This is a genomic window from Hathewaya massiliensis (assembly GCF_902143515.1).
GTDB lineage: Bacteria > Bacillota > Clostridia > Clostridiales > Clostridiaceae > Hathewaya > Hathewaya massiliensis.
This window is the reverse complement of record NZ_CABFVD010000008.1, coordinates 130,807-143,039: the sequence shown is the minus strand read 5'-3', so window position 1 is coordinate 143,039 and position 12,233 is coordinate 130,807. Positions and strand designations below refer to the sequence as shown.

The 12,233-nt window shown below is 29.7% G+C and carries 12 protein-coding genes; 7 read left to right on the top strand and 5 right to left on the bottom strand.

From position 1 onward, the window contains the following. Positions 1-86: 86 nt before the first annotated feature. The 6 genes from FNZ64_RS13810 to FNZ64_RS13785 all read left to right on the top strand — a co-directional run bounded on the left by FNZ64_RS13810 (position 87) and on the right by FNZ64_RS13785 (position 5,886). A complete protein-coding gene (locus FNZ64_RS13810; RefSeq protein ID WP_142415589.1) occupies positions 87-740 on the top strand; it encodes a response regulator transcription factor in 654 nt (217 codons plus the stop codon). A 1-nt stretch (position 741) separates the two neighbouring features. Next, positions 742-2,184: a sensor histidine kinase gene (locus FNZ64_RS13805; protein WP_142415588.1), complete on the top strand. Its 1,443-nt coding sequence runs from the start codon at positions 742-744 to the stop codon at positions 2,182-2,184. Next, entirely contained in the window at positions 2,181-2,930 is a 750-nt protein-coding gene (locus FNZ64_RS13800) for a hypothetical protein (RefSeq protein WP_142415587.1), read from the top strand. Before FNZ64_RS13805 ends, FNZ64_RS13800 begins: the two co-directional genes overlap by 4 nt. 251 nt (positions 2,931-3,181) lie before the next feature. Then, positions 3,182-4,582 (top strand): MATE family efflux transporter, encoded by a 1,401-nt coding sequence (locus tag FNZ64_RS13795; RefSeq protein WP_142415586.1) that lies wholly within the window; start codon positions 3,182-3,184, stop codon positions 4,580-4,582. A 235-nt stretch (positions 4,583-4,817) separates the two neighbouring features. Further along, the gene (locus FNZ64_RS13790) at positions 4,818-5,444 is read left to right on the top strand and encodes a hypothetical protein (protein WP_142415585.1); all 627 of its coding nucleotides are present in this window, start codon (positions 4,818-4,820) and stop codon (positions 5,442-5,444) included. Positions 5,445-5,466: 22 nt separating this feature from the next. Further along, on the top strand, positions 5,467-5,886 hold the full coding sequence (locus FNZ64_RS13785) for a bis(5'-nucleosyl)-tetraphosphatase (RefSeq protein ID WP_142415584.1): 420 nt from the start codon (positions 5,467-5,469) through the stop codon (positions 5,884-5,886). Between the two features lie 228 nt (positions 5,887-6,114). Here the strand turns inward: FNZ64_RS13785 and FNZ64_RS13780 are convergent, their stop codons facing one another. The 5 genes from FNZ64_RS13780 to FNZ64_RS13760 all read right to left on the bottom strand — a co-directional run bounded on the left by FNZ64_RS13780 (position 6,115) and on the right by FNZ64_RS13760 (position 10,574). Next, positions 6,115-6,423, bottom strand: a complete 309-nt coding sequence (locus tag FNZ64_RS13780; RefSeq protein WP_142415583.1) for an AtuA-related protein — start codon at positions 6,421-6,423, stop codon at positions 6,115-6,117. Positions 6,424-6,425: 2 nt separating this feature from the next. After that, positions 6,426-7,775, bottom strand: coding sequence for an acyclic terpene utilization AtuA family protein (locus FNZ64_RS13775; RefSeq protein WP_142415582.1), 1,350 nt, complete (start codon positions 7,773-7,775; stop codon positions 6,426-6,428). 66 nt (positions 7,776-7,841) lie between these two features. Beyond that, a complete protein-coding gene (locus FNZ64_RS13770; protein WP_142415581.1) occupies positions 7,842-8,615 on the bottom strand; it encodes an ABC transporter permease in 774 nt (257 codons plus the stop codon). Between the two features lie 49 nt (positions 8,616-8,664). After that, positions 8,665-9,777 (bottom strand): ABC transporter substrate-binding protein, encoded by a 1,113-nt coding sequence (locus FNZ64_RS13765; RefSeq protein WP_142415580.1) that lies wholly within the window; start codon positions 9,775-9,777, stop codon positions 8,665-8,667. Beyond that, on the bottom strand, positions 9,774-10,574 hold the full coding sequence (locus FNZ64_RS13760) for an ABC transporter ATP-binding protein (protein ID WP_142415579.1): 801 nt from the start codon (positions 10,572-10,574) through the stop codon (positions 9,774-9,776). Before FNZ64_RS13760 ends, FNZ64_RS13765 begins: the two co-directional genes overlap by 4 nt. 465 nt (positions 10,575-11,039) lie before the next feature. Here FNZ64_RS13760 and FNZ64_RS13755 point away from each other — a divergent pair, with 465 nt between their 5' ends. Continuing rightward, positions 11,040-12,182, top strand: coding sequence for an ABC transporter substrate-binding protein (locus FNZ64_RS13755; RefSeq protein WP_142415578.1), 1,143 nt, complete (start codon positions 11,040-11,042; stop codon positions 12,180-12,182). Positions 12,183-12,233: the final 51 nt, after the last annotated feature.

The window sequence follows — 12,233 nt, the reverse complement described above, 5'->3', positions numbered from 1 at the left end:
TATATTTATTATATATAAATTTTTCAAAATAGTCTGTATTATATATTATTGCAAAAGAGATCTATACTATATAGGATGGTGAAGATGTGTATAAAATACTGATTGTTGAAGATGATTTAAATATTTCAAAACTTATTAATGTAACTCTTAGAATGGCAGGTTACATAACTGAAAAGTGCTTTGATGGCAAGACAGCACTTAAAATGATTATGGAAAATAACTATGACGTTGTGCTTTTAGATATTATGCTTCCTCATATGGATGGTTTTGAAATAATGGAGAAGATGGAACTAAAAAATACTGCAGTTATTTTTTTAACTGCAAAAGGCGATGTGGCAGATCGGGTTAAAGGTTTAAGATTAGGGGCTGATGATTATATTATAAAACCCTTTGAATCAATAGAACTTATTGCTAGAGTTGAGGCTGTATTGAGACGGATAGGTAAGGAAAAAACAGTTTTTCAATATGAAGATATTGAGATTAACATTGCTGAACATCAAGTTCGAAAGGCAGGTACAATAATAGACCTTACACCAAAAGAATTTGAGTTAATTGTTCTTTTTATAAAAAATATAGATATTGCCCTATCAAGAGAAAAATTATTATCTATAATTTGGGGATTTTCCTATCAGGTTGAAACACGTACTGTGGATTATCATGTACAACAATTGAGAAAGAAACTTAATTTAAAAGATAAATTAAAAACAGTTACAAAAATAGGCTATAGATTGGAGAGTTAATATGAAGTTTGGTCAGAAAATATTTCTATCTACTTTAATATTTAATATGATAGCCTTAAACCTTATAGCATATTTTATAATTTCAAATAATCATAAAATAAATGTAGAGAGGGAGACTTCAAGAAGGATAACTGAACATAATATGATAATAAATCTAATTTATTTAGAAAACTTTATGGATAAACTTAATAATCAAACCATGAAAACAGATGAAAAAGACATAATAAGTGCAATAAAAAATGTTTACAGGGTTAATATTTTAGATAATTTCAATATTGATTCAGAGGTTTATTTAGAGCTACACTATTTTGATACACCGATATTTAGCACATCAAATAACACTCCTAAACCCCATACTAAAAAAAGGCATTTAAAAGAAGATGAAGTTTCTACAGTAATAGAAGATATTGATGGAAAATCTAGGCTAGTTGTAGCTTCTAATATTAAGATGAATGATTTTACATATACAGTAATGTCTACTTATGATATAGACTCAATTTTTCATATTCGTAGACAACAAATAAGTTTTTTTAATAAAATAAATTTACTTATATCATCTTCCATGGCAATTATATTATGGGGACTTATATATGTATTAATGCTTAGAATGAAAAAGATGACTAAAGCAGTTCGTAAGGTGGCTGAAGGAGATTATTCTATTCACATGAATATTGGAGGGAATGATGAGATAAATGAGCTATCAAAAGATTTCAACAAGATGGTACTTGCTATTAATAAAAATATGCGGGAATTAGAGGATTTAGCAGAGTCTAGAAAAAAATTTATTGATAATCTAACCCATGAAATGAAAACTCCTCTTACTTCTATTATAGGTTTTTCTGATTTTCTTAGAAGCGTAAGAAATGTTGATAATGAAACTAGAATTGATTATGCAAATTCCATTTATGATGAGGCCATATATTTTAAGAAATTATCTGATAAGCTTATGGAAATGATATTATTAGAGCGAACACAGATTCATATAGAAGAAGTAGAAATAAGTGAATTTATAAATAATATATTTAATCATATGAAACCTTTATTTCAAAATAAGGGTATTAAGCTTAAAGTTGTATCTGAATATTGTATACTTAAAATAGATAAGGAACTTATTAGATCCCTAGTTATGAATTTAATTGATAATGCTATAAAGTCATATAAGGATGGAGGAATTGTTGAAGTAATTTTGAAAGTCGGGAGCCATGGAAAAATTGCCTTAAGTGTTAGGGATTATGGCTGTGGAATGCCAGAGGAGGAGCTGAATAAAGTTATACAACCTTTTTATATGTTAGATAAATCACGTACCCGTAAAGCTGGTGGAGCAGGTCTTGGACTTGCACTTTGTAGAGAGATAGCCACATTGCATGGAGCACAACTCTTAATTGAAAGTGAATTAGGCAAAGGTACCTGTGTTACAGTGCTTTTTGGGGAGGAATTAATATGAAAAAAAACATAAAACCTAGGTCTGCAACTATTATTTTTGTTTTTACAGTGTTTATTGTTTTTTTAGCTAATAGATTATTTTCATTTAAATTAGATAGTTTGATTCCAACCTATAAGTATGAATCTGTAATACATAAAAATACTAAGGATACTAATCTTAAACAGGAGCCATTTAGTAGATTAGATTTTATATTTAATACGGAAAATATAAGTTTTTCCAAGCCTAAAGAAAAGGATTATAATGAGATATTAAAATCAGAGTTTTATATACCAACTATGGAAATGATTTCTCGAAAAATCACTGGCTTAACTGAAATGGATAAAGATTTAAAAGATAAGATATACCAGTCTATTCAGTTAGGGGTAAATGAATCAGGAGAGCAGAAATATTACATAATATATGAATATAAAGAGAATGAATCAATTAAAAATTTAATAGTAGAATTTGCTCCTAAAAGGGGAGTACAGCTATTTTTATGTATGGAAAGAACAAAGGTTAATGGTAGTAAATATACTAAAGTAATTCTTGATAATAATTTTAGGGAGAAAATAATATCTGAATTAGTATGGGAGGGATGGGCTATTATTCAAGAAAAAGTAACTAATTCTTCATTACAAGAGTTAAACTTTTCAACAAAAAATATAATAAGTGAACTAAATATATGCTATGTACAAGATAATACATCACAGTTTACCTTTTATTATGATATGATAAATGAAAGTGTTATAGGATTTCGAAAAAATTAGAGTATACAGAAAAACTTGGAAGTTATTTTAGTGAAAAAACTAAGAGTAATTTAATATAAGATGAAGAGCTGGATTATGAGCGAGTACTATTGTATTTGTTAAGAAAAAAAGAATATGGTATATTAGAAAGTGGTTTTTTAATATATACACTCAAAGCCTAGCAATATAACTGATAAAATTTACAAATAAAGTTTAAATATGAAGGGAGGCGTGTCTAAGCTTTTCTAGGCTTTTATTAGGCAAAATACAATATGAAGAATACAATATCTACAGCAGATATGATGGAGAAAGAAAGTATAAAAGAGGTGCTTTTAAAATTAGCTGTTCCTGCTATAATAGCTATGTTAATTAATGCAGTTTATAATATAGTAGATACTATATTTGTTGGTATGTTAGATAATACTAGTGCTATTGCAGCAGTATCTATAGTATATCCATTATTTATGTTCATTGGGGCTATAGGAACCATGTTTGGTGCAGGAGGTGCTTCTTATCTATCAAGACTGCTTGGAGAAAAGAAAAAGATGGAAGCTGATAAGACCCTAACATCTACTATCATAGTTGGATGCATATTTAGTTTAATTTTCACTGTGATTTCTATAATATTTTTGGATGAATTTTTATTAATGTATGGCGCAACGGAAACTACAATGCCCTATGCTAAAGATTATGGTTACATAATAGTATTAGGATCAATTTTTACTATTGGAACAGCAATAATGAGTAATACTATAAGAGCAGAGGGAAACTCCAGATATAGCATGATATCTACCTGTATAGGTGGAGTTATAAATATAATACTAGATCCTATATTTATGTTTAAATTTAATATGGGTATAAAAGGTGCAGCAATTGCTACAGTAATATCACAGATAATATCCTTTATTTTTCTTTTAAGATATTATTACTCTAAAAAAAGTTATATAAGATTAAGTTTTAAATTTTTAAAACCAACCTTTAATATGTTTTTTGAAATACTTAAGATAGGTATTCCTATTTTTGCAACTCAAGTACTGGCAAGTTTTGCTTTAGGTTTTATGAATTTAGGAGCAAAACCTTATGGAGATGTAGCAGTAGCTGCCATGGGTATAGTATTTAGAGTTATGTCTATAGGATTTTATATAGTGTTTGGAATTGGACAAGGGTTCCAACCAGTTGCAGGATATAATTATGGAGCGAGGAATTTTACTAGATTAAAAGAAGCTACAAGAATATCTATTAAATGGAGTACTATAGCTGCTGTTATTATATCTATTTTATTTATAATTTTTGCAGAAGGATTTATGATTATATTTACAAGAGATAAGGAAGTTATAAAAATAGGGGTAAAATCCTTTAGAGCAGCAAGTATATTGTTTCCCCTTTTTGGATTTGTAAATACATATGCTGTATTATTTCAAGCCTTGGGAAAAGCTGGAGGTTCCTTTATATTATCCATCTCTAGGCAAGGAATATTTTATATACCCCTAATGTACATACTACCTAAATTTATGGGATTACATGGAGTGATATTTTGCCAAACTGCAGCAGATGGATTAGCATTTATAGAAACACTTATAATGGCTCTTTGGTTAAATAAAGTTTTAAAAAATGAAATGGATGAGGAAGCTAACTTAGACTCCATAAAAGAGGCAATGACAGGTAATGAATAAGCTGTTAATTATAATATAATTGTAAACAAAAGGCATCTATTTGTATAGGTGCCTTTTGTTATAATTATATAAGTTTTAAAAGCATCTATAATAAATATATTTGACTATTAGGATAAAAATAGCAATAATATAGTTATTAACTGGATTTAAATAGCTATTCAAATATTTTAAAAGGAAAGAGGTGAATATTGGTGAGATATAATGGTACTTCTGCATAGTCTCATCAATGTAAAGTATGATAAGTAAGAAAAAATTAGGAACTTTATGCTTTATAATTACAATGACATTAATGTCTGCAGTGGGATGCTCAGCAAATAAAGAAGATAAGGGCATATCATCTTCTAAATCCCAAGAGGAAAAGCAAAAGAATAGTAATGAAAAAAACAATAAAGAAAATAAAGAGAATAAACAAGAGAATAAAAATGAAAATAATCAAAACAATAAAAAAGAAGGGGAGCAAAATAAATTCTTTTGGGAAGAGAATATGCCTAAAGATACTGCTGCATTAATTATTAATAAGTTAAATGATAATCAGTATGAATCTTTTAAGGATATTGCCAAGGTATCCTTAGATGATAGTAAAGAAAAAATTTTTCTAGTATGTGCTGCAGATGGAGTAGATATTCAGGTTTGGACTGTGGAGTATGTTGAGGATAAACTAGTTGAAAAACAGCTAAAGTTTGAAAAAAAGAACGCTAAAAAGAATTCTGCCTTAGAGCTTCAATGCTATCGTCCAGAGGGAATTCCAAATTATAAAATTAAAATAAGTAGTAGTTCAGGTTCCTTAGAATACCCAATAAGCTTTAGGGATGGGAAAGATGGACCTAAGGATATAGAATATTTGACTTATGGCATGAAGTAATTAAAATCAGGGAGTGAGATCAATGAATATAGAGAAATCATGTGGTGCTGTGATATATAGAAAATTAGGTGAAGAAATTGAATTTTTAGCTGTAAAAAGTAAAGGGAGTGGGCATTGGGGGTTTCCAAAAGGACATGTGGAAGGGAATGAAAGTGAAGAAGAAACAGCTAAAAGAGAAGTTCTAGAAGAAACAGGTCTAAATATCGTTTTACTTCCTAAATTTAGAATAAAAATAGAATATTTATTAACTAAAAGTAACCTAAAGGAAGTGATTTTTTTCATAGGAACAGCCTTAGAACAAGATGTAAAAATTCAGGAGTCAGAAATTGAAGAGTTTACATGGTTAAACTATGAGGATATGCTTAAGTTATTAACTTTTAAAAATAGTAAAGAAGTCTTAAGAGAAGTTAAGGATTTTCTCATGGGTGTTCATGAAGAATAATTATAAATGAAGATAAATCAGAGAAGAAACATTAGATTGTATTTAAAAAAAATATGCTTTTAAAATTGTATCTAAAGAACGTTAATATTTGTGATACAATATAGAGTGGTTGAAGCAATAGACATTAGTAGATTAAGCTTATAAAATGAAAGGGAGCTTATGGAAATCATAGAGGAAAATATAAAAGTTAGGATATCCCCCTTTTTTAGGGGGATTTAAAATGCAATTTTAATTTTCATCTATATCTATTTCCATAAGAGCCATTCCAAGAGATTTCCCATGCCTATCTATGGCAAGACTTCTTGTAACACCTCCACCTAGGGAGTTTTCTAATACAATGTTAAAGGCAGAGATATTATCAAGGGTATATATTTTTACCTCACCTAAACATATCTCAGAGAAAAATTCACTTATTCTTTTTTCAGTTAAAAATTTTTTTAGTAAAGCATAATCCTTTTCATCATATGGAATAACAGAAATATTTGACATATTGCCTTTGTCCCCAGTTCTAGCATGTGCTATTTTCTTAAGTTTCATTTCTACACCTCCCAATAGGTAGTTTCAGTAGTTACATCTTTTTTAGAAATAATAATTGCGCCTATGGATAATACTTTTCTAACACGAGATTCGATTCCAGAAGAACCTGCAGGTCCATTGGTATAAAGATAATCAAACTCTTGTGCTATAAGCATTGCATCTTCATAAGTTTTTGTTCTGCCACTTATTCTAAGTCTTATTTCACTATGCTTTTTAGGTGCAAAAACATCTGAAATATTTGTTTTATATAAAGAATTATAACCAAGGTAGTCAATCCTGTATTCCTCTATATTCGCCCCCACAATCTTTAATCGTTTTTCAATTATATCAGCACACATTTTAGCACGTGGAAGGGAATTTAATCCACCAAAACTTACCTCGCCTTCTCCAATATAACAATCATGGTACCCTATATTAACCTTATAGGTGTGAGGTGCCCCTTTTGACATAGCACCAGTTACAAGAACAACATCTTTTTCAAGCTGTTTAAAAACCACATTTGTGAAATCAACTATAGAATTAGGAGTAATATAGCATGATGGATCTGTTATTTCATATAATAGTTGTTCTTTACATGTACGAAGAGAAACTTCACCACCAGAACCTGGTACCTTTGTAACTACAAAATCTCCAGTTTCATCTATTACAGCAATTGGATGACCTAGAATGTGTAAATTGTCTACATCTTTATATCCAGGATCAGCAAAATATCCCCCTGTAATTTGTCCACCACATTCTAAAAGATGTCCTAATAAAGTTGCTTGACCTATTTTATATAAATCTTTTTCAGTCCACTTAAATTCATGCATAATAGGGCCTACAAATAATGCTACATCAGCAACACGTCCAGTAACTACAATATCAGCTCCATTGTCAAGGGCCTCCTTTATACCTTCAGCACCTAGATATACATTTGCTGACAGTATTTCACCATGAAGTTCACCAAGGGGGGTTGTACTTTGCCACATTACTATATCTTTGTATTTGTCTAATTTATTGGTTATGTCATCTCCGGAAACCATAGCAATTTTAATATTGGTAATTTCCAAGTCTTTTGCTATTTTTAAAATAAGATCAATGGCAGATTTAGGATTTGCAGCACCCATATTTGTAACTATTTTTACACCATTTTCTTTTGCTTGTTTTAAGATACTCCTCATTCGTACTTCAAGCATAGGAGTATATCCTTTTGAAGGATCCTTTAGTTTTTGTTGTTGATTATCAGCAATTGTCCTTTCAGCTAGACACTCAAAGACAATATAATCAAGCTCTCCTTTTTCTACAAGTTCTATTGCTGGTTCTAGTCTGTCATAAGAACAGCCAGCTCCACATCCAATTCTGAGTTTTTTCATATACAAGCTTCCTTTCTTAAGTATAGCCACAGTATGATAAATCAACTGTGGCTTTAGCAATATTTTTTATTTATTTTCGTTGAGAGTCCAAAATAAAATTTTCTTTTTTAGTTTTTCAAATAAAAGCATAACTATAACAATAAAAAATCCCATAAATAACAAACCAGCGATTACTCTTGCGTAATCTGAAAAATCTGCATAATATTGAATGAAGTATCCAAGTCCAGAGTTTGTTGCAAACATTTCAGCTATGGCAAGCAAAATAAATGCAAAGTTTAATGCTGTTCCTGCTCCAGCTAAAATAGATGGAGCAGCAGCAGGTAACATTACTTTAAAGAGTTTTGTAAAACCTTTTAGTTCTAGAATCTTAGCATTGTCTAAATATTTTTGATCAATTAAAACAATTCCATTTATTGTACCATTTAAGAAAGGCCAAAAGCATCCTATAAATATAACTGCAACAGATGATAAATAGAAGGTTGGCATAATTGCAATAAGATAAGGTGTCATCATGGAGGGTGGAATTGGATTTAAAGCAAATATAATTGGCCTTAAGTTTTTATTTAACCATGGATTAGTACCTATTAGAATTCCTAATAAAATGCCACTAAATGCGGCTCCAAAATATCCAGGTATTAAAAGACTTAAAGAACTAATAAGACTTTTCCAAAGCAAAGGCATAGAGTCATAGAACTTAACTCCGATTTTTAAAAAACCTGGAAATAGTATTGGGTCTAGCACATTGCAAACATCAGTAGCAAGTGAATAAAGTGAAAATGCTACAATTAAAATTATAATAGTTCCCATATACTTTTTAATAAACTTTTTGCCTTTTAACATTTAAGCTCACCCACTATAGTATATATTTTCAAATCTGTCTAAAAGAATTTTAATGTTTGGAGTTATTATCTGTAAACTTTTTTTGGAGTTCTTTGTAAAAGGAATCTTCAGGATTTTTAGCTGTAAGTTCATCTAAAGCTTCTTTGTATATTTTGATATTAATATGATCATTTACATCTATATTGGTTGAATCAATATATTTCATATCCACTAAACGATTCCACATATAACGAATTCCATCACTTTTAGGGTCTGTATCAAAAATTTGATTAGTTTCAAGTAAAAGTGATTTTGATTTTTTCTCATCCAATTTAAGATATTTCATATTTAACTTAACTGCATAGTCTGGATCTTCATTTAATATTTTTTCTGCACGTATATACGAACGTAAAAATGCTTTTACAGTATCTTTGTTTTCATTAATCCAGGATGTATTTGCAACAGGTCTACAGCAAACATGTACAGGATCCCAAAAATCATTACTCCAAGCAACAGTTTTTAAACCTGCTTCCACAGACTGAAGATAAGTGGAATTTGTACCTATTCCAACATCTGCATTACCAGATTTAACAGCTTCTAGGACCTCACTTGGTTTTTTAAATTCTAGAATAGTTACATCTTTTTTTAAATCATAACCAGCTTCTATCATAGCACCACGCCATACTACATCTGGGGTATACATTCTTGCTGTAGCAATTTTTTTACCTACAAAGGATTTTAAATCTTTATATTCGAATTTAGGAGAAGCATAAACAGGATGTCCACCTGAAAGGTATCCACCAAATATTGTAAAGTCTGAACCATTTGCAACATATGTAAGAGGTGCAGCAGTCCCAAAAGAAACGGCTATATCAATTTTTTTTGCTTGAAGAGCTGTTAGAGCATCTGTTGAATTAGAGAAAGGGACAAGATCTATTTCAATACCTTCTTCTGCAGCAATACCTTTATCCATAGCAATAAATCCTAATATATTTCCTGTTCCCGGATTATATGCTACTTTTATTTTATGTAAATCTTTGTTCTCAGTTTGTTTTTTTTCAGCTTGTTTAGTTTCAGTTTGTTTGATTGTGGTAGTTTCTTTATTTCCACAAGCAGTCATAATTCCTATTGATATAAGTATAATAAACGTAAATATGCCAAAATAAATATTTTTTTGTTTCATTTTATAATCTCTCCCTGATTAATTTTTTCTTCTATATCTTTATTTAGAATATAGATAAGTTCATTTCGTAATTTTAAAATCTCCTCATTTTTAAAGAAAGAATCTCTGTTAAGGTTTTGCTTATCCTTAAAAGCATGTGTGTAAATGATTTTGCTTGGACTTGAGCCAAAGACAAATATTTTTGTAGCTAAAAATAAAGCTTCATCAACATCATGAGTAACAAATATAATAGTTTTTCTGTTTTTTTTGTCTTTCTGCCAGAGGTCTAATAGCATATCTTGCAATTTAGCACGAGTAATAGCATCTAAAGCACCGAATGGCTCGTCCATAAGTAAAATAGGAGGATCCAATGCAAAAGAACGGCATATAGCAGAACGCTGTCGCATACCTCCAGAAAGTTCATTTGGATATTTGTAAAATGTTGCCTCATCAAGCCCCACTTTGTTTAAATAATAAAGGACACGTTTTTTTAATTCTTTTTTACTTTCATTTTTAAATTTTTGTTGTAAGGAAATTATAATATTCTTCCCTGTAGTTAACCATGGAAACAAGCTATAATCCTGAAACACCACACCCCTATCTAGACTTGCTCCCTGTAAGCGCTTATCTCCAATAAAAATATTACCTGAATTTGGTTTTGATAAACCTGCCATCAATCTAAGAAAAGTGCTTTTACCACAACCAGATTGACCTAGCAGACAAACAAAATCTCCGGCTTCAATTTTCATATTTATGTTTTTAAGAATAAGCTCCTTATCATATGAAAACATAATATTTTCAACTGTAATATTATGCATAACAACCCCCTATTATTTTATAGTATTGATTTTCTAAAATACAATATAAATGTAATGTATTTGTAATCTTAAATCAAATTTTAAATAACTATAAAAATAGGTATATCTATTATAAATTTCTATTACAATAAGATCTTAACAAAGCTTATAGAGAGTATTTATAAGATATTCTATATAACCTTTTAATAACTTGTTTTTAAGCGAGAATCCAATTTAGGTTCTTTTTTAATCTGTGCATCCATCATGGCACATACTAAATGGTAGAAGGATGTTTTATTACCTTGGGAGTTCTTATGTATGTGTTGTTAAAGGTGAAAATTAAAAATCCGTATTTTTCTACATAATAAAACATAATAGATGGTAAACTTATTATTTAAAATTAATATTGTACAAAATTTGTATAATTAAATAGAATAGCTATTGTAATTAATAATAATTAATAATATACATAAAGGAAGTGAAATAATGAAAAATAAAGTTATGGCATTAGTTGCCTGTGCACTATTATCTTTAACTATGCTAGTAGGATGTAATGATTCATCAAAAAAGGAAACTCAAACTGTAAATTCAAAGGTTTCAAAGGAAGAAAATGCTAAGGTGCCAGAGTTATCAATTTCTTGGGGTAATGAATTACATACAGGAGCACTAAATGTTCTTACCAAAAAAACTGAGGAGTTTAAGAAACAAGGGGTATACTTAAACGTATTATCAAAGGATAAATTTGAGCTTATTGAAAATAATAAAAAATTAGCTGTATTAAACTTTATTCCTACAAAGGGTGGTTCAGAAACAGCTAACATGATGAGTCAAAATCACTTAGACTATGGAGTTTGTTCTAGTACAGCAGTGCTAAGTGCTGTAGATAATGGAGCATCACTAAAAATCATAAGTCCATTTCAAAGTAATGGAATTGCTTTAGTTTTTCCTCCAGATAAGAAATTTAACTCATGGGAAGAAATAAAAAAATATATAAAAGATTCTAAGACACCAATTAAAATAGGATACCATTCACCTGTAAGTGCTCCCAGAATAGTAATGGAATCTGTTTTAAGAACAGAAGGATTAAAGGTAACAGAGGATCCTAATGATACTACTGCCAATGTTATATTAGTAGATTTAAAAGGAATTAACAACTTATTGCCATCTTTATCAAGTAAACAAGTTGATGCTTGGGTTGGTCCATCACATCATCCAGAAGCAGCACAAGATACAGGAGTAGGAAACATTGCTCTAACCTTAAAAAACTTTCCACCAACAGGTTCTTGGGATGACTTCCCATGCTGTTCAGTTGCAGCTAGGCAAGAAGTTATAGACAAATATCCTGAAGTAACTAAAGCATTGATTAAGCTTATTGGAAATGATGCTAAGTTCTGTAATGAAAACAAAGAAGAAGTAGCAAAAGTATTATCAGATATAATTGGAGTATCAGAAAATGCTATAAAAATGTGTGAAATTAAATATTTTATAAAGCCTTCAGATAATTGGTACAATGGCATAAAAGTTTATGTAAAGGCACTAAATGAAATGGGTAAATTTAATGGAGAGTTAAAAGGAAAATCCTTTGAGGAAGTAAAGGAAAAATCTTTTGAATTTAAATTTATAGAATAGTATATTAAAGCTTTCCTTGCAGAGACAGCATAGGAGAGCTTTTTTAAAGAG

What these genes read in the sequence shown, in the direction of transcription:
- FNZ64_RS13805 (WP_142415588.1), top strand. Translation starts at nt 742, where the DNA reads ATGAAGTTTGGTCAGAAAATATTTCTATCTACTTTAATATTTAATATG.
- FNZ64_RS13800 (WP_142415587.1), top strand. Translation starts at nt 2,181, where the DNA reads ATGAAAAAAAACATAAAACCTAGGTCTGCAACTATTATTTTTGTTTTT.
- FNZ64_RS13795 (WP_142415586.1), top strand. Translation starts at nt 3,182, where the DNA reads ATGAAGAATACAATATCTACAGCAGATATGATGGAGAAAGAAAGTATA.
- FNZ64_RS13790 (WP_142415585.1), top strand. Translation starts at nt 4,818, where the DNA reads ATGATAAGTAAGAAAAAATTAGGAACTTTATGCTTTATAATTACAATG.
- FNZ64_RS13785 (WP_142415584.1), top strand. Translation starts at nt 5,467, where the DNA reads ATGAATATAGAGAAATCATGTGGTGCTGTGATATATAGAAAATTAGGT.
- FNZ64_RS13780 (WP_142415583.1), bottom strand. Translation starts at nt 6,423, where the DNA reads ATGAAACTTAAGAAAATAGCACATGCTAGAACTGGGGACAAAGGCAAT.
- FNZ64_RS13775 (WP_142415582.1), bottom strand. Translation starts at nt 7,775, where the DNA reads ATGAAAAAACTCAGAATTGGATGTGGAGCTGGCTGTTCTTATGACAGA.
- FNZ64_RS13770 (WP_142415581.1), bottom strand. Translation starts at nt 8,615, where the DNA reads ATGTTAAAAGGCAAAAAGTTTATTAAAAAGTATATGGGAACTATTATA.
- FNZ64_RS13765 (WP_142415580.1), bottom strand. Translation starts at nt 9,777, where the DNA reads ATGAAACAAAAAAATATTTATTTTGGCATATTTACGTTTATTATACTT.
- FNZ64_RS13760 (WP_142415579.1), bottom strand. Translation starts at nt 10,574, where the DNA reads ATGCATAATATTACAGTTGAAAATATTATGTTTTCATATGATAAGGAG.
- FNZ64_RS13755 (WP_142415578.1), top strand. Translation starts at nt 11,040, where the DNA reads ATGAAAAATAAAGTTATGGCATTAGTTGCCTGTGCACTATTATCTTTA.